25 protein-coding genes and 1 tRNA gene are annotated in these 23457 nt (G+C 73.5%); 18 read left to right on the top strand and 8 right to left on the bottom strand.

The genetic code is table 11. The features are described 5' to 3' along the window. Positions 1-264 precede the first annotated feature (264 nt). Positions 265-567, bottom strand: coding sequence for a hypothetical protein (locus ABT369_RS38405; protein WP_350619861.1), 303 nt, complete (start codon positions 565-567; stop codon positions 265-267). An 85-nt stretch (positions 568-652) separates the two neighbouring features. On the opposite strand from ABT369_RS38405, the gene ABT369_RS38400 reads away from it, so the two are divergent. The 8 genes from ABT369_RS38400 (at position 653) to ABT369_RS38365 (ending at position 8582) form a co-directional block, all read left to right on the top strand. After that, a complete protein-coding gene (locus tag ABT369_RS38400) occupies positions 653-1174 on the top strand; it encodes a NuoI/complex I 23 kDa subunit family protein (protein WP_350619859.1) in 522 nt (173 codons plus the stop codon). Between the two features lie 96 nt (positions 1175-1270). After that, positions 1271-1792 (top strand): NADH-quinone oxidoreductase subunit J family protein, encoded by a 522-nt coding sequence (locus tag ABT369_RS38395; protein ID WP_350619856.1) that lies wholly within the window; start codon positions 1271-1273, stop codon positions 1790-1792. Between the two features lie 136 nt (positions 1793-1928). Then, positions 1929-2408: an NADH-quinone oxidoreductase subunit NuoK gene (gene nuoK, locus ABT369_RS38390; protein WP_350619932.1), complete on the top strand. Its 480-nt coding sequence runs from the start codon at positions 1929-1931 to the stop codon at positions 2406-2408. Continuing rightward, positions 2405-4246: an NADH-quinone oxidoreductase subunit 5 family protein gene (locus ABT369_RS38385; RefSeq protein ID WP_350619854.1), complete on the top strand. Its 1842-nt coding sequence runs from the start codon at positions 2405-2407 to the stop codon at positions 4244-4246. Before nuoK ends, ABT369_RS38385 begins: the two co-directional genes overlap by 4 nt. Further along, complete coding sequence (locus ABT369_RS38380; protein WP_350619851.1) at positions 4243-5859, top strand: complex I subunit 4 family protein; 1617 nt, start codon at positions 4243-4245, stop codon at positions 5857-5859. Before ABT369_RS38385 ends, ABT369_RS38380 begins: the two co-directional genes overlap by 4 nt. Then, entirely contained in the window at positions 5856-7358 is a 1503-nt protein-coding gene (locus ABT369_RS38375) for an NADH-quinone oxidoreductase subunit N (protein WP_350619849.1), read from the top strand. The genes ABT369_RS38380 and ABT369_RS38375 overlap by 4 nt, the downstream gene beginning before the upstream one ends. 83 nt (positions 7359-7441) lie before the next feature. After that, positions 7442-8317, top strand: coding sequence for a zinc metalloprotease HtpX (gene htpX, locus ABT369_RS38370; RefSeq protein WP_350619846.1), 876 nt, complete (start codon positions 7442-7444; stop codon positions 8315-8317). A 103-nt stretch (positions 8318-8420) separates the two neighbouring features. After that, positions 8421-8582, top strand: coding sequence for a hypothetical protein (locus ABT369_RS38365; protein ID WP_350619844.1), 162 nt, complete (start codon positions 8421-8423; stop codon positions 8580-8582). A gap of 192 nt (positions 8583-8774) precedes the next feature. Here ABT369_RS38365 and ABT369_RS38360 read toward each other — a convergent pair whose 3' ends face one another. Then, on the bottom strand, positions 8775-9269 hold the full coding sequence (locus tag ABT369_RS38360) for a YajQ family cyclic di-GMP-binding protein (RefSeq protein ID WP_350619842.1): 495 nt from the start codon (positions 9267-9269) through the stop codon (positions 8775-8777). 102 nt (positions 9270-9371) lie between these two features. Between ABT369_RS38360 and ABT369_RS38355 the strand changes: the two genes are divergently transcribed. After that, a tRNA-Tyr gene (locus ABT369_RS38355) sits at positions 9372-9452 on the top strand. A 122-nt stretch (positions 9453-9574) separates the two neighbouring features. Here ABT369_RS38355 and ABT369_RS38350 read toward each other — a convergent pair. Both ABT369_RS38350 and ABT369_RS38345 read right to left on the bottom strand, forming a co-directional pair. Further along, positions 9575-9754 (bottom strand): hypothetical protein, encoded by a 180-nt coding sequence (locus tag ABT369_RS38350; RefSeq protein ID WP_350619938.1) that lies wholly within the window; start codon positions 9752-9754, stop codon positions 9575-9577. Between the two features lie 282 nt (positions 9755-10036). Beyond that, positions 10037-12793 (bottom strand): ATP-binding protein, encoded by a 2757-nt coding sequence (locus ABT369_RS38345; RefSeq protein WP_350619840.1) that lies wholly within the window; start codon positions 12791-12793, stop codon positions 10037-10039. A gap of 88 nt (positions 12794-12881) precedes the next feature. Between ABT369_RS38345 and ABT369_RS38340 the strand changes: the two genes are divergently transcribed. The 3 genes from ABT369_RS38340 to ABT369_RS38330 are packed head-to-tail and all read left to right on the top strand — an operon-like array spanning position 12882 to position 14199. Beyond that, positions 12882-13244: a VOC family protein gene (locus ABT369_RS38340; RefSeq protein ID WP_350619838.1), complete on the top strand. Its 363-nt coding sequence runs from the start codon at positions 12882-12884 to the stop codon at positions 13242-13244. Positions 13245-13297: 53 nt separating this feature from the next. Beyond that, the gene (locus ABT369_RS38335; protein ID WP_350619930.1) at positions 13298-13753 is read left to right on the top strand and encodes an iron chaperone; all 456 of its coding nucleotides are present in this window, start codon (positions 13298-13300) and stop codon (positions 13751-13753) included. Next, positions 13753-14199, top strand: coding sequence for a pyridoxamine 5'-phosphate oxidase family protein (locus ABT369_RS38330; RefSeq protein ID WP_350619836.1), 447 nt, complete (start codon positions 13753-13755; stop codon positions 14197-14199). The genes ABT369_RS38335 and ABT369_RS38330 overlap by 1 nt, the downstream gene beginning before the upstream one ends. Positions 14200-14377: 178 nt before the next feature. Here ABT369_RS38330 and ABT369_RS38325 read toward each other — a convergent pair whose 3' ends face one another. Further along, a complete protein-coding gene (locus tag ABT369_RS38325) occupies positions 14378-14995 on the bottom strand; it encodes a TetR/AcrR family transcriptional regulator (protein WP_350619833.1) in 618 nt (205 codons plus the stop codon). Between the two features lie 84 nt (positions 14996-15079). Here ABT369_RS38325 and ABT369_RS38320 point away from each other — a divergent pair, with 84 nt between their 5' ends. Further along, positions 15080-15835, top strand: a complete 756-nt coding sequence (locus ABT369_RS38320; RefSeq protein ID WP_350619831.1) for an SDR family NAD(P)-dependent oxidoreductase — start codon at positions 15080-15082, stop codon at positions 15833-15835. Positions 15836-15846: 11 nt separating this feature from the next. On the opposite strand, the gene ABT369_RS38315 is transcribed toward ABT369_RS38320, so the two are convergent. Beyond that, the gene (locus ABT369_RS38315; RefSeq protein WP_350619828.1) at positions 15847-16146 is read right to left on the bottom strand and encodes an MGMT family protein; all 300 of its coding nucleotides are present in this window, start codon (positions 16144-16146) and stop codon (positions 15847-15849) included. A 52-nt stretch (positions 16147-16198) separates the two neighbouring features. Here ABT369_RS38315 and proB point away from each other — a divergent pair, with 52 nt between their 5' ends. Genes proB through ABT369_RS38295 form a run of 4 tightly spaced genes read left to right on the top strand, consistent with a single transcriptional unit; the run spans position 16199 to position 19317 of the window. Next, on the top strand, positions 16199-17299 hold the full coding sequence (gene proB, locus ABT369_RS38310; protein ID WP_350619825.1) for a glutamate 5-kinase: 1101 nt from the start codon (positions 16199-16201) through the stop codon (positions 17297-17299). A gap of 22 nt (positions 17300-17321) precedes the next feature. Beyond that, a complete protein-coding gene (locus tag ABT369_RS38305; RefSeq protein WP_350619823.1) occupies positions 17322-17831 on the top strand; it encodes an NADH-quinone oxidoreductase subunit B in 510 nt (169 codons plus the stop codon). Then, the gene (locus ABT369_RS38300) at positions 17828-18346 is read left to right on the top strand and encodes an NADH-quinone oxidoreductase subunit C (protein ID WP_350619821.1); all 519 of its coding nucleotides are present in this window, start codon (positions 17828-17830) and stop codon (positions 18344-18346) included. The genes ABT369_RS38305 and ABT369_RS38300 overlap by 4 nt, the downstream gene beginning before the upstream one ends. Continuing rightward, complete coding sequence (locus ABT369_RS38295) at positions 18346-19317, top strand: complex I subunit 1/NuoH family protein (RefSeq protein WP_350619819.1); 972 nt, start codon at positions 18346-18348, stop codon at positions 19315-19317. The genes ABT369_RS38300 and ABT369_RS38295 overlap by 1 nt, the downstream gene beginning before the upstream one ends. On the opposite strand, the gene ABT369_RS38290 is transcribed toward ABT369_RS38295, so the two are convergent. Together ABT369_RS38290 and ABT369_RS38285 are read right to left on the bottom strand one after the other, a co-directional pair. Further along, the gene (locus ABT369_RS38290; protein WP_502891874.1) at positions 19283-20743 is read right to left on the bottom strand and encodes a pyridoxal phosphate-dependent decarboxylase family protein; all 1461 of its coding nucleotides are present in this window, start codon (positions 20741-20743) and stop codon (positions 19283-19285) included. The two genes, ABT369_RS38295 and ABT369_RS38290, sit on opposite strands and share 35 nt — an antisense overlap. Then, positions 20685-22031: an MFS transporter gene (locus ABT369_RS38285; RefSeq protein ID WP_350619814.1), complete on the bottom strand. Its 1347-nt coding sequence runs from the start codon at positions 22029-22031 to the stop codon at positions 20685-20687. Before ABT369_RS38285 ends, ABT369_RS38290 begins: the two co-directional genes overlap by 59 nt. On the opposite strand from ABT369_RS38285, the gene ABT369_RS38280 reads away from it, so the two are divergent. Further along, positions 22030-23457: a gamma-glutamyltransferase gene (locus tag ABT369_RS38280; RefSeq protein WP_502891873.1), complete on the top strand. Its 1428-nt coding sequence runs from the start codon at positions 22030-22032 to the stop codon at positions 23455-23457. The two genes, ABT369_RS38285 and ABT369_RS38280, sit on opposite strands and share 2 nt — an antisense overlap.

The raw sequence follows: 23457 nt of genomic DNA, 5'->3' as shown, positions 1-23457 counted from the left end.
CGCGGAAGAATCGACCTTTCGGCCGATTTCAGGGTTGGCGAACCGGCTATATCAGCTCACTCGTCGCAGCTTCCCCGCAACGTTTTGGCGTCGCCGGGAGTCGGCCTTCGTCGAACTCCATGTCCTTCGTTCGCCGCCGCCGACCGTTCGGTCTCTGCAAGCTCACACAAATCGGACCCCCGTTCTTCCGCACGCCCCATTGATCGTAAGCATCCGAACGACTTCACATGTCGCTGCAAGTCCGACGTGTCAGGACATGCCCCCTCAGGCGACCTGCCCGCCGCTACTCCCGCCCGGCGCGACCCGGACCGCACTACGCCGGCCGCGCCCCTTCCCCTTGAACCGGGTCGCCACGATCTCTCGCCAGTGCGGCTCGGCGCCGACGACCGTGGCCTCGATCCACTCGATCGCCTCCCGCTCGGAACCGAACCCGCGGGTCCGCACGCGCCCCTCGGGCCCGCCCCGGCGCAGCTCCACATCCCACCGGCCGTCGGCCGCGTTGCGCACGTAGACGTCGCGGCGCGTGAGCCGCGACCAGCTGCCGTTCCACCACCGTCGCTCGTTCATGGGGACATCTTAGAACAGGTGTACGACATTTTTTGGGGCTCGGCGGGCGAGGCCACCCGTCCGGGTCCGGTGTTACCTTCCGAATGTGGAGTTTCCGGGGAAGGGCCTCGCCAAGGGGCTGGCGGTCACGCTCGGCACGATGACGAAGCGGTCGCACACGCAGCAGTACCCGGACGTCGAGCCCGAGCTGCCGCCCCGCTCCCGTGGCGTGATCGCGCTGGTGGAGGAGAACTGCACCGTGTGCATGCTGTGCGCGCGGGAGTGCCCGGACTGGTGCATCTACATCGACTCGCACAAGGAAGAGGTCATGGTCCCCGGCGCCGCGCGGGCCCGCCAGCGCAACGTCCTCGACCGGTTCGCGATCGACTTCTCACTCTGCATGTACTGCGGCATCTGCATCGAGGTCTGCCCGTTCGACGCGCTGCACTGGTCGCCGGAGTTCGAGTACGCCGAGCACGACATCCGCGATCTGCTGCACGAGAAGGAGCGGCTCGAGGAGTGGGTGCCCACCGTGCCGGCGCCGCCCGCCCACGATCCGCGGGGCGAGCCGGCCAAGGAGCAGACGGCCGCCGCCAAGCGCGCCGCCCGCGACTCGAACGCATCCTGACGTTGCGCACGAACCCAGGCTGATCGCGCGGCGGCCCGGCGGTCGATTCCTGTCATACCCGGATGGCAGGATGTCGGCCATGAGGGTGGCGCAGCGATGACCGTGGCCGACGTGCTCACGCTGGCGCTCGGCGCTGTGGCGCTGGGCGCCGGCCTCCTGGTCGTGACCACCCGGCACGTCGTGCGGGCCGGGCTCTGGCTCGTCGTCGCCCTGGGCGCGATCGCCGGCCTCTATCTGGTGCTCACCGCCGAACTCGTCGCCTGGGTGCAGGTGCTGGTCTACGTCGGCGCGGTCGTGGTGCTCCTGCTCTTCGCGGTGATGCTCACCCGGGCCCCGATCGGGGCGAGCGACGACCTCGACCGCACCCGGTGGCCCGGGGCCCTGATCGGCGCCGGCGCCGGGCTGGGGCTCGCGGCCCTGTTCATCGACGCGTTCCGGTGGACGCGGGTCGCGATGCCGGAGCCGGGCACCGCCGAGCGCATGGGCGCGGCCCTGTTCCGCACGTGGGTCCTGCCCTTCGAGCTCGTGTCGGTGCTGCTGCTGGCGGCCCTGGTGGGCGCGATCGTGGTGTCCCGCCCGGACATCGGCGGCCGCCCGGCGGAACGGAGGCGTGGCTGATGGCCCCGGACCTGACGCCCGCGAGCGGCCGCACACCGGCCCGCAGCGCCCGGCCAGCCCACAGCACCCGGCCGGCCCACAGCACTCGGCCGGCCCGCGGATCCCGGCCGGCCCCGACCGGACGGGGGCGCGGCTGATGCATCCCGTGCTGCCGTTCACCATCGCCGGCCTGCTGTTCGGCATCGGGGTCTACGGCGTGCTGGTGCGCCGCAACGCCGTCCTGCTGCTCATGGCCGTCGAGCTCATGCTCAACGCGGTCAACCTGGTGTTCGTGACCGCGGACGCGACCATCCGGGCCGCGGCGCCCCAGGCCGGGCAGTCCTTCACGCTCTTCGTGATCGTCCTGGCCGCCGCGGAGATCGGGGTCGGGCTGGCCCTGATCCTGCAGTTGTATCGGCTGCGGCGCACGGTCGGCGTCGACGACCTCCCGCTCGGCGACGGGCCGCCTCCTCCCGGACCGTCGACCTCCCCGCCGCCGGAGCCGGGTGCGTCGCCGGAGCCGGGTGCGGTGCCGGACCCGGACAGTGCGGTGGGCGCGGCGAGAACCGGTTCGGCCCCTCGATCCGATGAAGCGGTGGAAGAGCCGGACGCAGGCGGAACGGGGGTGGCTCGGTGAGCGTCGACGCGCTGGGGGCCGTGCTGCCGGGGGTGCCCGTCGCGGCGGGGCTGGCGGGGTTGCTGCTGCGGTACCGGATGCGGGGCTTTGCCGCTCTTCTCGGGGTGGGCGGGGCCACCGTCGCGCTCGTGTGCGCGATCGCGGTCGCGGTGCGGGGGGTTCGCGGCGCCGACGCCGGGGTGACGATCGCCGAGTTCGGGCGGGTCACCGTGACGTTCGGGACGTGGCTGGACGGGCCGGCGGGTCTGGTCGCCGTCGCGGTCGGCGTGGTGGCGCTCTGCGTGCAGGTCTACTCCGTCGCCTACCTGCACGACGACGAGCGATATGCGCCGTATGCGGCTCAGGTGAGCCTGTTCACGGGCGCGATGCTGCTGGTGGTCGTGTCTGGGGACCTCATCGCGCTGCTGGTGGGGTGGGAGGTCATGGGCATCTGCTCATACCTGCTCATCGGGCACGATCGGCGGCTGCCGGAGGCGCCGCGGGCCGCGGTCAAGGCGTTCCTGGTGACGCGGGTCGGCGACATCGGCTTCCTGCTCGGGATCGTGGTGCTGGGGCTGCACGCGCACAGCTTCCGGATCGCCGAGGTGTTCGCGGCGGCGCAGTCGGGGGCGATCTCCGGCGGGACGCTGACCGCGGCGTGTGTGCTGCTGCTCGCCGGGGTGGCGGGCAAGAGCGCGCAGTTCCCGCTGCACACGTGGCTGCCCGACGCGATGGCCGGCCCGACGCCGATCTCGGCGCTGATCCACGCCGCGACGATGGTGGCGGCCGGGGTCTACGTGGTCGCCCGGCTGTATCCGCTGTTCGAGCGCTCGACCGCGGCGATGGTGGTGCTCGCGGTGATGGCCTCGGTGACCATGCTCCTCGGCGCGCTCAGTGCGCTCGGGCAGGACGACATCAAGCGGGTGCTCGCCTGGTCGACGGTGAGCCAGCTGGGGTACATGACGGGGGCGCTGGCGGTCGGCGCGCCCTCGGCGGCGCTGTTCCACCTGCTCACCCACGCTGCGTTCAAGGCGCTGCTGTTCCTCGCGGCCGGGTCGGTGATCCACGCGGTCGGGACCAACCTGATGTCGGCGATGGGCGGGCTGCGCGGCCGCATGCCGGCGACGTTCTGGACCATGACGATCGGGCTCGGGGCGCTGGCCGGGGTGCCGCCGCTGGCCGGGTTCTGGAGCAAGGACGCGATCCTCGAGGCGACGACCGGGTCCGGGCCGGTGCCGCGCGGGGTCGCGTGGATCGTGCTCGGCTCGGCGGGGGTGACGGTGGCGCTGACCGCGGCCTACGTGGTGCGGCTCTGGCGCCGGACGTTCTTCGGCGCGCCGCGCACCGCCGCGGCCGAGGCCGGGCACGAGCCGCCGTGGGCGATGCGCGGGCCGCTGCTGGTCCTGGCCGTGCCGGCGGCGCTGCTCGGGCTGGCCGGGCTGCTGCCCGGCTTCAGCGAGCGGCTCGGTTCCGGCGAGCCGGTGGCGCACCTGGGCTGGATGACGCTGGTCGCACTCGTGCTGCTGGCCGCCGGGGCGCTGCTCGCCTGGCGCCGCGATCCGGCCGCTGCGCCGCCCGACACGGCGCTCGGGCGGCTGCTCGCGAACGCCTTCTATCTGGATGCCGTGCAGGACGCCCTCGTGACGCGGCCGGTGGCGGCGCTGGCACGGCTGGCCCGCCGCGGCGACGAGGGGCTCGTGGACGGGGCCGTCGAGGGGGTCGGCTCCGGGGCCGGCGGGCTCGGCGGGCTGCTCGCCCGGGCTCACACCGCCGCGCTGCCTCGGGCCGCGACCGCGGTGCTGGCCGGCGGCGTGGTGCTCGCGGCCGTGATCGTCGTCGCGCTGGGGGTGGGGCGATGAGCTCCGCACAGACCTTGTTGCTCGCCACGCTGCTGCTGCCGGCGATCGGGGCGCTGTTCGCGGCCGCGATGCCGGCCCGGCTCGACCGGGCCGGGCGGGTCGGCGGGACCGCGTTCGCGGCGGCCGCCGCCGGGGTCGTCGTCGCCCTCGGCCTCGCGCGCACCGACACCCCCGGGGTGCGGCGGATCGAGCCGTTCGCCGAGATCGACGTGCCCTGGGCGCCGTCGCTCAGCCTGCGGTTCCACATCGGCGTGGACGGCATCTCCTACCCGCTCGTCGCGCTGACCGCCCTGCTGACCGTGCTCTGCTGCGCCTACTGCCTCTGGCGGGTGCCGGAGCCGGGGCGCGGGCGGCTGCTCGTGTCGCTGCTGCTGGTGCTGCAGGCCGGCATCACCGGGGTGTTCCTCGCCCTCGACCTGGTGCTGTTCTTCGTGTTCTTCGAGGTCGTGCTCCTGCCGATGTATGCGGTGATCGCGGTCTGGGGCGGAGCCGATCGGCGGCGGGCGGCGCGGAAGTTCGTGCTGTACACCCTGTTCGGCTCGGTGCTGTTGCTGGTCGGCGTGTTCGTGGTCGTGTCGTCGTCCGGCACCGGGGACCTGGTGGCGCTGAGCGACCCGGCGGTGCGGCCGATGTCGGCAGGCATGCAGCTGCTGGCGTTCGTCCTGCTGGCGCTCGCGTTCGCGGTGAAGAGCCCGCTCTGGCCGCTGCACACCTGGCTGCCGGCGGCGCACACCGAGGCGCCGACGGTCGGGTCGGTGATCCTGGCCGGGGTGCTGCTGAAGATGGGTACGTACGGGCTGCTGCGGGTCGCCGTCGGGGTGGCGCCGGACGGCGCGGCCCGCAGCGCGCCGGTGCTCGGGATCCTCGCGACGGCGGCGATCCTCGCGGGCGGCCTGATCTGCCTGGCGCAGACGGAGTTGAAGCGGCTGATCGCGTACTCCTCCGTCGGTCACATGGGCTTCGTCCTGCTGGGCGTGGCCACGCTCACGGCGACGGGCATGCAGGCGGCGCTCATCGGTAACATCGCGCACGGGATCGTCACCGGGCTGCTGTTCTTCGTCGCCGGCGGCATCAAGGACCGCACCCACACCGGCGAGCTCGACCGGCTCGGCGGCCTTCGCGAGACGGCTCCGGCCCTGAGCGGGGTGCTGGCGTTCGCGGCGATCGCGTCGCTCGGCCTGCCGGGGCTCGCCGGGTTCTGGGGCGAGGCCTTCGCGGTGGTGGCGGCCTTCCAGCGGGGCGGGCCGCTGTGGATCACGCTGGGCGTGCTGGCCGCGGCGGGGGCGGCGCTGGCGGCGGCGTACTTCCTGCGGCTCCTGTGCCGGGTCACCCACGGCGCGGCCACGCCCGACGTCGCCGCGCTCGCCCGGCCGCTGCCCGCGCTCGTGGGAGCGGCGCCACCAGGCGCGGCGCTCCCCCACGGCGAGGATCCTTCGCCCGGGCGCCGGGCGGACGGTGACGGAGGGCGGACGGCGGCTCGGTTGACCGCGGGTGAGCTGGTCGCCTGGGCGCCGTTGATCGTGCTCACGCTCGCCGTCGGGATGGCGCCGGCGCTGGCGCTGGGCTGGTCCAACGCGGCCGTCGAGGCGCTCGCGGGGGTGTTCGGGCGATGAGGATCGACCAGGTGGCGCTGATTCCCGCGTACGTGGCGGCGGGGACGGCCGTGCTCGCGCTGCTCGTGGACCTGTTCGTGCCGGGGCGGCGGGGGCCGGTGATGGGCGCCACGGCGCTCGGGATGGCGGGTGTGCTCGCCGCGGCGATCGCGGTCGGGGCCGGGGGCGAGCGGCGGACCGCCTTCTGCGTCGGGCCCGACCAGTGCTCCCTGGTGCTCGATCCGGCGACGGCGATCGTCGCCGCCGTGTTCGCGGGGCTCGCGCTCGGGGCGCTGGCGCTGTCGGTGCCGCTGCTGCGGACCGGTGAAGTGCCGGTCGGCGAGCACTGCTTCCTGCTCGCCTGCTCGCTCACCGGGGCCGTGGTCCTGGGCGGGGCGCGCGATCTGATCACACTGATCGTGGCGCTGGAGACGCTGACCCTGCCGCTGTACCTCCTGGTGGGGCTGCGCCGCGGGGCTCGCGAGGGCGCGTCGGCGGCGGTCACGTTCTTCGTGGTGAGCGTCGTGTCGACGGCGATCGCGCTGCTGGGGGCGGCGCTGGTGTTCACCGCGACCGGCGGGGTGCATTTCTCGGACATCGCGGCGGGGCAGGCCCACCTGGCCGGGCAGTCGGCCGAGGCCGGGGCGGCGGGGCTCGCGACCGGGGCGATGCTCAAGGTCGGCGTGGTGCTGCTGCTGGTCGGGCTCGGGTTCAAGGTGGCGGCGGTGCCGGCGCACGCGTGGGCGCCTGCGACGTACGACGGGGCGCCGCTGCCGGTCGCCGCGTATCTCTCGACCGCCTCGAAGCTGGGTGGGGTCGTCGCGCTGCTGCTCGTCGGGGTCTCGGCGGCCCGGCCGGTGCTGTCGACCTCGGGGCTGACGCTCGCGGTGCTGGCCGTGCTGAGCATGACCGTCGGAAACCTCGTGGCGCTGCGGCAGCGGCGGATGGTGCGGCTGCTCGCCTGGTCGTCGGTCGCGCAGGCCGGCTATCTGCTCGCGCCGCTCGGGGCGCTGATCGCCGCCGACGAGGTGACGCCGCTGCTGGTGGCGGCCGCGATCGGGTACGCCTTCTTCTACGTGGTGCTCGAGTTCGCCGCGTTCGGGGCGCTGGTCGCGGCGCGCGGGGCGGCCGACGGCGGGGAGATCGCCGACTACCGCGGGCTGGCCCGGCGGTCGCCCTGGTTGACCGCGGTGCTGGTGCTGGCCCTGGCCGGGCTGGCGGGCCTGCCGCCGGGGCTCGCGGGGCTGTTCGCGAAGGTGGCGGTGGTCCGATCGCTGCTCGGCGGGGACGCCACCTGGCTGGCGATCGTGGTCGCGGTGAACGCGGTGATCGGGCTCGCGTACTACGTGCGCGTGGGCGCGACCTTCTTCGCCGCGCCGGGCGACGGGGCGGTGGAGGTGACACCGCGCGCTCGGGTGCCGTGGCCGGTCGCCGCCTCCGTGGGGGCCGCCGCGGTCGTGGCCGTGCTGGTGGGCTTCGGCCCCGAACTGGTGATGCGCGCCGCGGGAACGTTCGGCTGACGGTCAGCTTGGCGGCGTGACTTTCAGCCAGCTCACAGCGAGCGCCGGGAAGGAGTACGGGGAGTCGCGCTGTTGTAGGTGGCATGCAGCACAGGCATTTCAACGGCGTGAAGACGGCAGCCCTGCTCGGGTTGCTGACCTCGCTCATTCTGCTTGTCGGCTACTGGCTCGGCGGTAGCACCGGTCTGGTCATCGCCGTGTTCCTGTCGCTGGCCATGAACGCGTTCAGCTACTTCTACTCCGACAAGATCGCCCTGCGCGCGATGAACGCGCAGCCGGTCACCGAGGCTCAGGCGCCCCAGCTGTACGCGATGGTTCGCGAGCTGGCGACCAGTGCCGGCCAGCCGATGCCCCGGCTCTACATCAGCCCGACCCGGCAGCCGAACGCGTTCGCGACCGGGCGCAACCCGCAGAACGCGGCCGTCGCGGTCACCTCGGGGATTCTCGAGATGCTCACGCCGCGCGAGCTGCGGGGCGTCATCGGACACGAGCTGTCGCACGTGTACAACCGGGACATTCTGATCTCGAGCGTGGCCGGGGCGCTCGGCGGAATGATCACCATGCTCGCCAACCTCGCGATATTCCTGCCGCTCGGCGGGTCCGACGACGACGAGGAGGGGCCCGGCATCGCGGGGCTGCTGCTCATGATGATCCTCGGCCCCCTGGCCGCGACCGTGATCCAGCTGGCGATCAGCCGGAACCGGGAGTACCAGGCGGATGAGTCGGGCGCCCAGCTCACCGGGGACCCGCTCGCGCTGGCCAGCGCGCTGCGGAAGATCCATCGGGGCACGCAGGCGCTGCCGCTGCCGGCCGACGGACAGATGGCCAGCCAGGCGCACCTGATGATCGACAATCCGCTGCGCGGGGGCGGGATCGCGTCGCTGTTCTCGACGCACCCGCCGATGGAGCAGCGGGTGGCGCGGCTGGAGCAGATGGCGGGGGTCGCGCTGCACCGGTGACCCCGGAGCCGAAGACGAGCGCTGACCGGTGCCGCCGGTCAGCGCTCGTCGCGTTCACTCACACGAGCGACCCGAAACCGGCCGCCCTGTAAGGTCGCCAGCCATGGCTCAGACGCTCCAGGTCGTGCTGACCGATCCGGACGAGACCGGCGAGCGCGACATCGAGATCCGCCACACGGACAGCTTCCTGCTCGTCCGCGCGCCCAACGACCTCCGCGATCTTGTCGATCGAGACGGGTCAACGGCGGAGGTGCCACTCGGCTAGGCTGCGCGGCTATGGGTGCGATCCGGCCGTGGGAAGTCCTGTGCTGCTGCGTCGTGGTGGTGGCCGTTATCGTGACCGCCGTCGTGGTGGTGGTCGTGCGGCGCGGCAAGCGCCACTGACCGCTCCGGGCCCACCGACTGCTCCGGGCCCACCGACTGCTCCGGCCCGCGGGCGAGCCGGAGCAGCGCCGGGTCAGCGGTAGTTGGTGAACTGCAGGGCGATGCCGAAGTCCTCCTGCTTGAGCAGGGTGATGACGGCCTGCAGGTCGTCCTTCTTCTTGCCGGTCACCCGCAACTGGTCGCCCTGGATCTGGGCCTGCACGCCCTTCGGGCCCTCGTCGCGGATCTTCTTCGAGATGGCCTTGGCCTTGTCCGACTCGATGCCCTGCACGATCTTGGCGTCGATCTTGTAGGACTTGCCGGACGCGCGGGGCTCGCCCGCGTCGAGGGACTTGAGCGAGATGTTGCGCTTGACCAGCTTCTCCTTGAAGACCTCGAGGGCGGCGACGACCCGCTCCTCGGTCTCCGCCTGGAGGGCCACCGTCTCCTCCCCGGCCCACTTGATCTCAGCGCCGGTGCCGCGGAAGTCGAACCGCTGCGCCAGCTCCTTCTCGGCCTGGTTGAGCGCGTTGTCGACCTCCTGCCGGTCGACCTTGCTGACGATGTCGAACGAGGGTGCCGAAGCCATGGCAGACGCTCCCTGTTACTGCGCGCGAAAGACGGTTGTGGGCGTGCCGAGGGTACCCGTTTGCATTGCCCCCGGGGCCTACCGCTATTCTGGCTTCCGCCAGGCGGGTTGCCCGAGCGGCCAATGGGAGCGGACTGTAAATCCGTCGCGAAAGCTACAGAGGTTCGAATCCTCTACCCGCCACTGGCAGCAAAAAGCGCCCCCGACCAGGGAGAACCCGGTCGGGGGCGCTTTCGTTGCTGTCCAGCCGTAGCCAGCCGTTCACGGCTGTTCACGGAGAATACGCGGAGAAATTTCCGCGCCGGTCAGGCGGCGTTGTCCCTGCTCACGGCATCGTCGTCCCCGCCCATCGCGTCCTCGATCCGGCGCCGCGCCACCGCGTCCTGCCCCACGATGCACTTCGCGTACACCCGCAGGAGCACGGCGACGCTGTGCCCCGCCCATTCGGCGACCTGGGTCGCCGGTACGCCAGCGCGTTCAGCCACGTCGGCACCTCGGTCGGCTAAGAGCATGCTGCGTGCATCCAAGATGGCGCGCCGCTTGAGCCCGTAACCATGCGGGCAGCCAGCATCTCTCCATCCCGGCCCTCATGGTTGTACGAGTCGGCGAACTGGACGAAGGCGACCATCGGTGTTGACGCACCCTTACCCGCTTCGATCGTCTCGCCAACGAGGGGCATGACGAGTAGCGCCAACGGCACAGCAAGGCAAAGGGCGACTACAGCACCCAGGGCGCCGACGATCCATGGCCATCGGCGTCGAGGCTTTCTAGACGCCGTCCAGGTCGGCAAGGGCATGGGAGCGGGCGGCCTGGTAGGGGCAGCCGGCGGCGGCGAAGGCCTCGGCGGTGGCGCGGACGCGGTCCCGGTCACCGTCCAGGATGGCCTCGGCCCGGTCCAGCTGGGCGGCGGCGATTGGGTTGCCGGCCACCACCTTCCGGGCGGACTCGATGCGGGCGCGGGCCTGCGGGTGCCCGGCCAGCGCCGCGGCCTCGGCGCGCAGCCCGACGTACCAGTGCAGCCAGATCCAGGTGACCCACTTCCACACCGCTTCGGGCTCGGCCTCCACCCGGGCCAGGGCCGAGGCGACCTCGCCGCGGTGCAACAGGACGGTGGCGTCGAAGACGGCGCCGTAGCCGACCGCACGCTCCGGGGTGGCGCCGAGCCGGTCGGCCACAGCCAGCCAGCGGGCCCGGGAGGAGTCGTCGCCGCGCAGGGCGTGGATCATGGCGACGGCCGCGGCAGGGGCGCCCAGGCGGGCGGCGCGCAGCCGCCCAGTGCGCTCCCAGGCCTCCAGGAAGCGCCCGCCGGCGTCGAGCACGGCGTCGGCCTCGCCGGCCAGCGCGTCGACGGTGAGCAGCCAGGACAGGCCAAGGTGGCCCACCTCGGCCAGCAGGGGCAGCTCGGCCAGGCGCCGGGCCCAGCCGCGGGCCGTGGCGAGGTCGCCGACGCCGAGGCTGGTGTCGACGCCGGAGACTAGGGCGTCGGTCAGCTCGAGCATGCTGGCCGGGGCGACCGGCACGGCGCAGAGCATCTCGATGCGGCTCCGGGCGGTGGCCGCGGCCCCGAAGCTGTCGCCGGCCCAGGACCGGGCGCCGGCCAGCGAGTCCAGGGCGGCCGAGACGGCGAGGGGGTCGCCGGCCCGGCGGGCCAGCTCGACGGCCCGCTCGGCGGCGGCCAGCGTCGCGGCGACCGCGTTGTCGGACGGGCCCTGGTCGGAGCCGAAGGCGTCGGAGACCACGGCGGCCTCGGCGAGCGCCAGCGCCGCCTCGGTCAGGGGGTCGCCGCCGCCCAGCTCGCGGGCCTCGGCCAGCAGCGCGGCCGGCTCCTCGTCCGGCGGGAGCCGGGTGAAGGTCCCGGAGAACCGGTAGGCCGTCGTGGCCGCGGCGGCCATCGCGCGGGCCGCGCCGGCCTTGTCCCCCGCCCGGACGGCGGCCCCGGCGGCCGCGCGGTGCAGCCGGTACATGTCGTCGCCGAGCAGCCGGCAGCCGGCCACCGCGGCGGCGCGGGACAGCGCGGCGGCGGCGAGGGCGTCGTCCCCGGCGAGCCCGCCCGCCTGCTCGTAGCGCTGCTGGGCCTCGCCGACCAGGTTGCGGGTGAACGCGAGCTCGGCCAGCGCGATGGCCAGCCGGTAGCCGTCCGCGCGGTGCTCGGCGGCGCCGGCGGCCCACCCGAGCGCGGCGCGCAGGTCGTCGGCGATCGCGTCGAACCGGGCCCGCCAGGTCCCGTCGGCCGGGCGCGGGTCCTCCGCCAGGCCGGCCGCGCTCGCCCCGCACCATTGCAGATGCCGCAGCCGTACGCCGGGCAGCTCCCCCGCCCCGGCGAGCCTCTCCACGCCGTACTGCCGGATCGTCTCCAGCGCGCGGTAGCGGGTGCCCCCGGTGGCGGGGGCGGCCACCAGCAGGCTCTGCTCGGCCAGCCGGGCCAGCCCGTCCATCACCGCGAACGCGTCCAGCTCGCCGGTGCCCGCCACCCGCGCGGCCGCGTCGGCGGTGAACGGCGCGACGAAGACCGCGACCCGGCGCAGCAGTGTGCGGTCGGCCTCGTCGAGCAGGTCGTAGCTCCAGTCCAGCATCGCGCGCACCGAGCGGTGCCGGTCGTCGGCCCGGGCCCCGCCGGTGAGCAGCCGCAGCTGGTCGCCGAGCACAGCGGCCAGCCCGTCCAGCCCGAGCGTCGGCAGCCGGGCGGCGGCCAGCTCGATGGCCAGCGCCACCCCGTCAAGCCGCCGGCAGATCTCGGCGGCCTGCTCATGCTGCTCGGCCGCCACCGGCCAGCCCACGGCCGCGGCCCGCTCCAGGAACAGCGCGACCGCCTCGGACTCGCCGTCGCCCGTCAGGGACAGCGGCGGGACGGGGTGCACCCGCTCGAAGGGCACCACCAGCCGGGCCCGGCTGGTGGCCAGCACGCTCACCCGCGGGCAGGCGGCCAGCAGCCGCTCCAGGAACGGCGCGACCCCGTCCCGCACGTGCTCGCAGTTGTCCAGCACGAGCAGGGCATGCCGGTCGGCCAGCGCGGCGAGCACCGACTCGTCCAGCCCGCGGCCCTGCTGCTCGCCGACGCCGACCGCCCCGGCCACCGCCGATCCGACCATCGCCGGGTCGGTGATCGGCACCAGGTCGATGAACCACACGCCGTCGGGAAAGTCGCCGGCCGCCTGGGCCGCGACGGCCAGCGCCAGCCGGGTCTTGCCGACCCCGCCTGGCCCGACCGCGCTGACCTGCCGATGCTCGCGCAGCGCGGCGGCCAGCCCGGCCTGCTCCCGGGTCCGGCCGACGAACCGGGTCACCGGCGACGGCAGCCCGGGCGCGGCCCGGCCACCGCGGCCGGCCCGGCTCCACTCGGCCGCGAGCTGCGCGAGGGCCCGCCGGTCGGCCGCGCCGAGCTTGCGCAGCAGCGAGGAGACGTGGGTCTCCACGGTGCGCACGGAGATGAACAGCCGCCCGGCGATCTCCGCATTGCTCAGGTGCTCCCCGACCAGGGACAGCACCTCCGCCTCCCGCCCGGAGATCCCCGTCTGCGTCGCCACGGGCCCCATTATCCGTATGGGCTCTCCGTGGTCGTCTCCGTGCTCGCCACGGATGTCACCGGGCCGGCGCCGGGCGAGGCTTGACCCCATGAGCGACAACGCAGCGGGAAACGTCATCAAGACCGTGTTGCACCCGGTTTCGGACCTGGCCAGGGCCAAGGAGGTGTACTCCGCGCTGCTCGGCGTCGCGCCGCAGACCGACGGTTCGTTCTACGTCGGCTACGAGGTGGACGGCCAGCAGATCGGCCTCGTCCCGGGCGGCGGGCCGCAGGGCATGACCTCGCCGGTGGCGTACTGGCACGTGCCGGACCTCGCGGCCAAGCTCGCCGAGGTCGTGGCGGCCGGCGCCGTCGTGCGGGAGGACGTGCGCGACGTGGGCGGCGGGCGCCTGGTCGCCACCGTCACCGACCCGGACGGCAACGTCCTCGGCCTGCTCCAGGACCAGCGATGACGAGCCTGCTCGACCGACTTTTCCGCCGTACCCCCGAGAAGGAAGCCACCACGATGACCGCGAAGACCACGAAGACCAGCAAGTTCGGCGGGTTCTCGGCCGAGGAGATCGCCGCGATGAAGGACCACGGCGAGGAGCTGCGCAACACCTCCCGCCGCGACCCGAACAAGGCCCGGGAGTCCGGCGAGAAGGACATTCTGGGCAAGCTGGCCAAGATGTCCGACTCCGACCGCGCGATCGGCGAGCGGATCCACGCCATCGTCACCGCGAGCGCGCCACAGCTGACGCCGAAGCTGTGGTACGGCATGCCGGCCTACGCCCGCGACGGCAAGGTGGTGCTGTTCTTCCAGAGCGCGGCGAAGTTCAAGTCGCGCTACGCCACCCTCGGCTTCAGCGACCAGGCCGGCCTCGACGAGGGCGAGATGTGGCCGAGCGCCTTCGCCCTGACGTCCATGACGCCCGACGCCGAGGCGCGCATCGGCGCCCTGGTCGAGCGGGCCGCCGGCTGATGACGCCGCCTCCCCGGCCGCTCGCCCGGCGCCGCGAGGACGCCCTGCGCCGGCTCGAGCTCGACGTCGACGCCTGGGTGGCCACCGCCGACGCCGAGGGCACGCCGTACCTGGTGCCCCTGTCCTTCCTGTGGGAGGGCGAGACGCTGCTGATCTCGACCGCGGCCACCAACCCGACGGCCCGCAACCTGCTCGCGGGCGGCCGGGTCCGCCTCACCGTCGGGCCGACCCGGGACGTGGTGCTCATCGAGGGAACGGCCCAGCACGTCGGGGAGGTCCCGGACGAGCTCGGCGACGCGTTCGCGGCCAAGACGGGCTTCGACCCGCGGCGGCAGCGCAGCTCCTACCCGTACTTCCGCGTCCGCCCGGAGCTGATCCAGGCCTGGCGGGAGGTTGACGAACTCGCCGGCCGCGACCTGATGGTCGCCGGGCAGTGGCAGGCCTGACGGCGCGCGGCCGTCCTCTCCCCCGGGTATCGAACCGCGTGAGGTCATGACCGAGTAGACGGGCGCCGATGCGCCGAGGTTCCGGGCGCTGCTCAGGAAGCGAGCCGCGCCCGGGCGCCAGGGTCAGCTCGCGAAGGCCTTGACCTCCGGCAGGCCGACCGAGCTGGTGCCGAATCCTCTACCCGCCACCGGCAAGTCTGAAGGGCCCGTCACCGACGGGCCCTTTTGCATCGCTGACCTCGGCCAGGGCCGCGTCCAGGGCCACCCGCAGCGCCGTCGAGTCGCCGGTCGCCAGCAGGATGCCGACGCCACCCTGGACCGCCGCCAGGATCACCAGGCCCGACCGCTCCGGATCGGCGGCCCCGGCGCGGCGGGCGCCCTCGGTGAGTCGCGTTCGCCAGGTTTCGAGCAGGTCCGACACGATCGGCCGCACCTCGGGGTTCGTCGGGGCCAGCTGGCGCGTCAGGGCCGCCAAGGGGCACCGCGTGCCCTGCGCCTCGTAGCGCTCGATCACCGCGTCCCGCCAGGCCGCCCAGGACTCCGGAGGGCCGAGGGAGGTGAGGTGGGGCTCCTGATCGCGCAGTACCGCCGAAGCCTCATGCTGCGCGACGGCCAGCAGGAGTCCGGCGCGCCCGTCCGGGAAGTAGTGGAAGAGCTGGCTCTTGCTCGTGGCGGTCGCGGCCCGGACGTCGTCGAGCGACACCTCGTCGACCCCGCGCTCGCGCAGGAGCGCCGCCGCGCCGGCCACGATGCGCTCCCGGGTCGCGGCCCCCTTCCGCGTCAGCGACGTGCTCACGAGCACATCCTAGCCTTGTGGACCGATCGGTCCAGACGCTGCTAGATTGGCTGGACCATCTAGTCCATTCAGGAGTTGTACGTCATGAGCCGACTCGCCCACCGCACCGCCCTCATCACCGGCTCGACGAGCGGCATCGGCCGCGCGATCGCCGAGCGTTTCGCGGCCGAGGGCGCCGATGTCATCGTCAGCGGCCGCCGGGCCGACCTCGGCGCCGAGGTGGCCGCGGCGATCGGCGGCCGCGCGCGCTTCCTGCCCGTCGACCTCACCGCCGGCCGCGAGGCGATCGAGGAGTTCGCGGCCCGGGCCGGCGACGTGGACATCCTGGTGAACAACGCCGCCTACCTGGTCGGCGGCCGCTCGACCACCGACACGCCCGAGGACGTGGTGGACGCGGCCCTGGCCACGAACGTCAAGGCGCCCTACCTGCTCACCGCCGCCCTCGCGCCGAAGATGCTGGCCCGCGGCTCGGGCGCGATCGTGAACATCGGCTCGATCAACGCACTCACGGGCATGCCCGGCAGCGCCCTCTACAGCGCGAGCAAGGCGGCCCTGCACGCCCTCACGGCCGCGTGGGCGGCGGAGTTCGGCCCGCACGGCATCCGGGTGAACACCATCGCCCCCGGCCCCACGGACGTGGAGTGGTCCACGCCGATTCGGCCGTACCTCGAACGTATCGTCGCCACCGTCCCGAGCCGGCGCCTGTCCAGCCCGGCGGAGATCGCGTCGGCCGCGGTGTTCCTGGCCTCGGACGAGGCCGCACACATCCACGGCGCCACCCTGGCGGTGGACGGCGGCCTGACCGCGGTCACGGCCCACGGCGCCGCCCGCGCGGCCTGACGGCTGAGTGCTCAGCCGGAGTCGGGCCACCACGGGGCACGGCGCATGTCCACCTTGTCCCCGCGCAGCGGTGTGCCCTCGCTGCGGTGCCGGCGCAGCGCCTCCTGCTCGTGGCCGGGCACGAGCCGGCCGTTCGCGGCCACGACCCGGTGCCAGGGCACCGGGCCGCCATAGTGGGACATCACGCTCCCGACCTGGCGCGGTCCGCCCTGGCCGAGGTATTCGGCGATCGCGCCGTACGACATGACGCGCCCCGGCGGGATGCGCTCCACGAGCGACAGGACCAGCTCGGTGTACTCCTCGTCCGCCACGATATGGGAACCTACCGCGCCGCGGCGGGACGTACGCGGCAAGATTAGCGGCGTGCGTGAACAGGTCACCGAGGCTCGGCGGATCGTCGTCAAGGTCGGGTCGTCGTCGTTGACCACCGCGACCGGAGGGCTCGACGAGGCGCGGGTCGACGCGCTGGTCGAGGCGCTGGCCACGACGCCGGCCGAGGTCGTGCTCGTCTCGTCGGGCGCCATCGCGGCCGGGCTGGCCCCGCTGGGGCTCCCCCGGCGACCGCGCGACCTGGCGACCCAGCAGGCCGCGGCCAGCGTGGGGCAGGGGCTGCTCATGCGGGCGTACAACGACGCCTTCGCCCGGCACGGGCGCGTGGTCGGGCAGGTCCTGCTGACCGTCGACGACGTGACGCGCCGCGCCCACTACCGCAACGCCTACCGCACCCTGCGGCGCCTGCTGGACCTGAAGGCGATCCCGATCGTGAACGAGAACGACACGGTCGCGACCCAGGAGATCCGCTTCGGCGACAACGACCGGCTCGCGGCGCTCGTCGCCGCGCTGGTACACGCCGATCTGCTCGTCCTGCTGTCCGACGTGGACGGCCTGTACACGGGTGACCCGCGGCTGCCCACGTCCGCGGCCATCACGGACGTGCGCACGTTCGCCGACCTGGACGGCGTGGACGTCCGCCGGCCGGGCAAGGCCGGCGTCGGCACGGGCGGGATGGTCACCAAGGTCGAGGCCGCGCGGATCGCCACCACGAGCGGCATCCCCGTCGTGCTGGCGTCGGCGCCGCAGGCCTCCGCCGTGCTCACCGGGCAGGCCGTCGGAACGCTGTTCCACCGGCAGCGGGAGCGGCCGCAGGCCCGGCTGTTCTGGCTGGCGCACGCGACCAGTCCCCGCGGGCGGCTGCATCTCGACGCGGGGGCCGTGCGGGCGGTCGTGGGCGGGCACGCGTCCCTGCTGCCGGCCGGGATCACCGCCGTGGACGGGCGGTTCGCCGCGGGTGATCCGGTCGACCTCGTGGACGGCGGGGGGATTCCCGTGGCTCGCGGGCTGGTGAACTACGACGCGACCGAGCTGCCGCCGCTGCTGGGGCGCTCGACGGGGGATCTGGCGGCGGAGCTGGGCCCGGCGTACGAGCGCGAGGTCGTCCACCGCGACGACCTCGTGCTGCTGTAGCCCCCGCGAGTAGGCTGTCGCCATGTCCGGAGTGCTGGGTGAGCCGATCAAGTTCGTGCTCAACTGGGGGCGGCGATACTCCCTGTGGGTGTTCAACTTCGGGCTCGCCTGCTGCGCCATCGAGTTCATCGCCACCTCCATGGGGCGGCACGACTTCATGCGGCTGGGCGTGATCCCGTTCGCCCACGGGCCGCGGCAGGCCGACCTCATGGTCGTCTCCGGCACCGTCACCGACAAGATGGCGCCCGCGATCAAGCGGCTCTACGACCAGATGCCCGAGCCGAAGTACGTCATCAGCTTCGGCGCCTGCTCCAACTGCGGCGGGCCCTACTGGGACTCGTACTCGGTGACGAAGGGCGTCGACCAGATCATCCCCGTGGACGTGTACGTGCCTGGATGCCCGCCGCGGCCCGAGGCGCTCCTGCACGGGATCATGCGCCTGCAGGAGAAGATCGCGGGTGAGCAGGCCGGGCTCGGCGGCACCCCGCGGCCGGACGTCAAGGCGCTCATGGCCCCGCCGGTGCAGCGGTGAAGGGCGAGGTCTCCGAGAGCGGCGGCGGCCGGTTCGCCCGCCCGACCTACGACGTCCCCGCCGACACCTGGGCCGAGGCGATCGCGACGGCCAGGGACGAGGGCTTCGACTTCTTCGACTGGCTCTCGGCCGTCGACGAGCTGCCCGGCGGGTTCACGATCGTCGTGCACCTCTGGTCGACCACCCAGAAGAAGGGCGTCCTGATCCGGGCCGAGATCCCCCGCGCGGCGCCGGCCATCGACAGCATCGTCGGCATCTACCCGGGCGCGGCCTGGCACGAGCGGGAGACGCACGAGATGTTCGGGATCGGGTTCACCGGGCACGGCGAGCTCAAGCCGCTGCTGCTGCCCGACGAGTTCGAGGGCCACCCGCTGCGCAAGGAGTTCGTGCTCGCCTCCCGGGTCGCCAAGCCCTGGCCCGGCGCGAAGGAGCCCGGCGAGAGCGAACACACGGTGAGCAAGCGCGCCCCGATGCGGCCGCCCGGGGTTCCGGATCCCAAAGAGTGGCCGAAATAATGCCGATCTGGCTGGATGTCGCGATCCGCGTTGTCGGGGTCGTCATCGCGTTCCTCACCCTGCCGCTCGTCGTCGGGCAGGCCGAGCACAAGGTCATGGCGCACATGCAGGGCCGGCTCGGGCCCATGTACGCGGGCGCGTTCCACGGCTGGGCGCAGCTCGTCGCCGACGGCGTGAAGTTCGTGCAGAAGGAGGACATCACCCCGCGGGCGGCCGACCGGGCGGTGTTCCGCCTCGCGCCGGTGATCGCGCTGCTGCCGTACCTCGCCGTCCTGCTCGTCATCCCGCTCGGCCCGAACGGGCTGGTCGCGCAGAAGCTCGACATCGGGCTCTTCTTCGTGCTCGCGGTGGTCGGCGTCGGCGTGGTCGCCGTGCTCATGGCGGCGTGGTCGTCGGCGAACAAGTACGCGCTGCTGGGCGGGCTCCGGGCGGCGGCCCAGCTGCTCGGGTACGAGCTCCCGTTCATCCTGAGCGCGCTGTCGGTCGCCATGGCCGCGGGCACCCTGTCGCTGTCCGGCATCGTGGAGGCCTGGCGACCCTGGTGGCTGCTGTGGCAGCTGCCGGCGATGCTCGTCTTCTTCACCGCCGGGCTCGCCGAGATCCGCCGGCCGCCGTTCGACATGCCGATCGCCGACTCCGAGCTGGTGTTCGGCTACATGACGGAGTACACCGGCCTGCGGTTCGCCTTCTTCCTGCTCGCCGAGTACGTCGGGATCGTCGTCATCGCGGCCCTCACCACGGTGCTGTTCCTCGGCGGCTGGAGGGGCCCGTTCGGCCTCGACGCCGAGCTCGGCTGGCTCTGGACGCTGATCAAGGTGTTCGCGGTGTCGTTCGTGGTGATCTGGGTGCGGGTGTCCTACCCGCGGCTGCGCGAGGACCAGCTCCAGCGCCTGTGCTGGCTCGGGCTGGTCCCCGCCGCGCTGGCCCAGCTCGTGCTCACGGCCGCCGTGAAGGTCGCTGCAGGAGACTGAGAAAAGCGACAAGCAGCTTCTCTCGTACTGCCGGTGCCGCCGCGTTCAGCAGCGAGTTCACGGCCGCCATGCGATCCGGCAGGCCCCCGCCCTCGCCCAGCCCCAGGGCCGCGGCCAGCTGCTCGACGGGGGCGGACTCGAGCAGGTCCAGCACGCCGTCGGGCAGCTCGACCGGCCCGTGCGCGCGGGCGGCGGCGACCGCGGCGGCCAGGTCGGCCTCGAACTCGCCCAGCCGCGGCGCGACGGCGGCGGTGACGGTCAGGTGCACCGACGCCGGCATCTCCCCGTGCCGGAACTGCGGCTGGGTGTGCCAGCCGCGCGCGGCGAGCTCGTCGGCGAGCACGAACAGGTCGACGCCCGAGGACATGAAGGCGACGACCGTCGACTCGCGCGGTACGACGGAGAAGTCCTCGATCCTGGCGATGGCGTCCGCGATCGACCGGGTGGCGTCCCGCGTCTTCGCGGCCAGGGCCAGGTACCCGTCGTCGCCGATGTGCCGCAGGGTGGCCCAGGCCGCGGCGATGGGGCCGCCGGAGCGCGTCGAGGAGATGACCGGGTTGACCATGGTGTACCCGGGCCAGTCGGCGTAGCCGAAGTACTGCGGCATGCGTAGGGACTCGTCGCGGTGCAGCAGGACGGATACGCCCTTGGGTGCGTAGGCGTACTTGTGCAGGTCGACGGAGATGCTGGTGACCCCCGGGACCGACAGGTCGAACGGCGGGACGGGCTCGCCCAGCCGGCGCAGGTACGGCAGGGTCCAGCCGCCGAAGCACGCGTCCACGTGGCAGCGCACCCCGGCGGCCCGCGCGGCGGCCGCGATCGGCTCGACGGGGTCGATCAGCCCGTGCGCGTACGACGGCGCCGAGCAGGCCACGAGCACCGTCTCCGGGGTGATGGCGGCCGCGACCGCCGCCGGGTCCACGCGCAGCGACACCGGGTCGACGGGCACGGTGTCGAGCTCCACGCGCAGGTAGGACGCGGCCTTGGCGAGCGCGGCGTGGGCCGTGGCCGGCATGACCAGCCGCGGGCGCGCGATCTCGGGCCGCCCGTCCCGGGCCGCCTTCACGGCCAGAATCAGGGATTCGGTGCCGCCGGACGTGACGCTGCCGACGGTGTGCTCGTCGCCGCCGAGCACCTGCGCGGCCGCCCCGACCAGGTCGTTCTCCATCGCCAGCAGCGAGGGGAACGCGGTCGGGTCGAGCCCGTTGACGTGCGAGGCCAGCGCGTGCGCGGCCGCCGCGAGGTCGTCGAGCCCGGCCAGCCCCGGGTCGTATACGTAGGCGAACAGCCGCCCACCATGCGTAGGCAGGTCGTGCTCGCGCAGCTCCTTGAGCTCCGCGAGCACGTCCCGGGCCGGGACGCCCCGCTCAGGCAGTGCGCTCAAGTTCCTCACCCTCCCGCGACAGTCGCTCTTCGTCGAGGTCATAGCCTCGCAGAGTGAACAACGCCAATGCGACGACGATGGCCGGCACGACCGTGAAGCCCAGCAGCACCCCGAGCCTCGCGGTGTCCGTCTGAGCCGCGGCGGTGCCGGAGTCGCTGGAGACGTACCCGAACGCCGCCAGGATCAGCGCGAAGATCCCGGGCCCGAGCGCCAGCCCGAACGTCTCGCCGGCCGTCCACAGCCCCGTGAACACGCCGGCCTGGCGCCGGCCCGTGCGCGCGGTGTCGAACGCGATGCAGTCCGGGAGCATGGCCAGGCCGAAGACCTGCTGGCCGGCGTAGCCGCAGCCGACGAGCCCGGTGACCACGTACACGACGGCGTTGGGCAGCACCGGCGCCAGCGCGATGAGGGCCGCGGCGGCCGCGAAGATCACCGACGACAGGACGTACGCGCGCAGCTTGCCGATCCTCGCCCCGACCCGCGACCAGAGCGGCATCACGAGCAGGGCCGGGCCGACGAAGCAGGCGAAGAGCACCGTGGAGCCCGTGTCCGGGTCCTCGAGGATCTGCGTCGCGAAGTAGCTCACCCCGGCGAGCATGGTGGCGATCCCGGCGGCCTGGACGATGAAGCAGATGAGCAGCCGGGTGAACGCCTTGTTGTTCCTCGCGGTGGCGAGCTGGGCCCGCAGCGAGCCCTCGCTCTGCAGGACGCGGCCGGTCGGCGCCTTGCGGGTGCCGAAGAAGCTGCCCAGGGTACCGATGACGATGAGGACGGCCACGAAGACGCCCATGGCGCGATGGCCCGGGATCCCGTCGCCGAACTGCTTGGTCACCACCGGCGCCAGCGCGCCCGATGCGAGGATGGCGACCGCGAGCAGGGCGACGCGCCAGGTCATCAGGCGGGTCCGCTCGGTGTAGTCGTCGGTCATCTCGGCGGGCATCGCGACGTACGGCACCTGATAGAACGCGTAGGCGGTGGCCGTGGCGAGAAACGCCAGCGCGACGTACACGCCGCTCTTGACCGGAGCCGCGAAGATCGCCGCGAAGAGGACGGCCACGGCGAGCCCGGCACCGAGCAGAAAAGGCCGGCGGGCGCCCCAGCGCGTGCGGGTACGATCGGAGATCCTCCCGGCAACCGGGTTGATCAGCACGTCCCATGCCTTCGGCGCCAGCACGAGCAGCCCGGCCACCCCGGCTGCGACGCCGAGGGTGTCGGTGAGATAGGGCAGAAGCAGTAGACCGGGCACGGTGCCGAAGGCACCCGTGACGAGCGAGCCGAGCGCGTATCCCGCCCGCACGCGACCGGGCAGTGACTCCGACGGGTGGTTCATGGTCCACGGATGCTACCGCGAGAATTCCTCATGGAAATCCCCCGCAGGGGTTGCGGCCGGACATCCGGCGACAACCGAGGTCGGCCTGCGGGTGCTGGAGGACGGCGGCTCGGCCGCCGACGCCGCCGTGGCCGCGATGCTGGCCGGCTGCGTGGCCGAGAGCGTGCTGACCGGCATCGCGGGCGGCGGCTTCGCGACGTTCTACGACGCCGCGACCGGGACCATCACCTGCCTCGACTTCTTCTGCTCGGTGCCGGGCCTGGACGCGACGCGCGCCGCGGCGCCGATGGAGCCGATCGCCATCTCGTTCGGCGGGGTTCCGCAGCGGTACGAGATCGGCGCCTCGAGCGTGGGCGTGCCCGGCGTCCCGGCCGGCGCCGGCGCCATCCACTCGCGCTGGGGCCGCCTGCCCTGGCCCCGGGTCGTGGCCCCCGCGCTGTCCCTGGCCCGCTCGGGCACGCTGCTGCCCCAGCCGCACGCCCCGACGCTGGCGGCCCTGGCCCCGGCGATGCTGCCGGGCCTCGGCGCCCAGGTGTACGCCCCGACCGGCCGCCTCCTGTCGGGTGGTGACCTCCTGTATCACCCGGGCCTGGACCGCGCCCTGGCCATCCTGGCCGACTCGGGCCCGGCCGCGTTCTACACCGGCGAGGTGGGCCGGCAGATGGTCGCGACGGTCGCCGCGGGCGGCGGCATCCTGACGCCGACGGATCTGGCGGCGTACCGGGTCCTGGCGCAGCCGGTGGCGTCGGCGCCGCTGGCCGGCCTGACCGTCTCGGCCCGCCCCGACCTGAACGACTTCATCGTGACCCTGGCGTCGCTGCCCGACCTGGTCGCCATGCCGCGCGCGCCGCGCGCCGTGGCCCTGGCCGACGCGCTGCGCGCCTATGGCACCCAGCGCCTCGGGGACACGACCAACATCTCGGTCGTCGACGGCGACGGCAACGCCTGCGTGGTGACGCTGACGCTGGGGATCGGGTCGGGCGTGTGGCTGGACGGCCTCGGGATCCACCTGAACTCGATGCTCGGCGAGGGTGAGCTGATCCGGCCGGGCACCCTGCCGGGCGAGCGCATGGCGTCGTGCATGTGCCCGGCCGTCGTCACCGCCCCCGACGGGCCGCTGCTGCTGGCCATCGGCTCGGCCGGCGCCACGCGCATCCGCACGGCGCTGCTGCACGCCCTGATCAACACCGTGGTGGACGGCGACGACACCCTGACCGCCATCGCCCGGCCGCGCTTCCATGTCGTCTCCGACCTGGTGCACGCCGAGCCCGGGTACCCCGAGGACGAGCTCGACGCGCTGCAGGAGGCGGGGTACAAGGTCCAGCGGTGGGACGGGCTGGACCACTACTTCGGCGGGGTGAGCGCGGTGGGGATCGCGGGCGCGGCCGGCGACCCGAGACGGGGCGGCATCGGCCGCCTCCTCTAG

Source organism: Dactylosporangium sp. NPDC000244 (assembly GCF_040300725.1).
In the GTDB taxonomy this organism is placed as follows: Bacteria; Actinomycetota; Actinomycetes; order Mycobacteriales; family Micromonosporaceae; genus Dactylosporangium.
The sequence above is the reverse complement of the archived record's forward strand: the minus strand, read 5'-3'. Positions and strand labels throughout refer to the sequence as shown.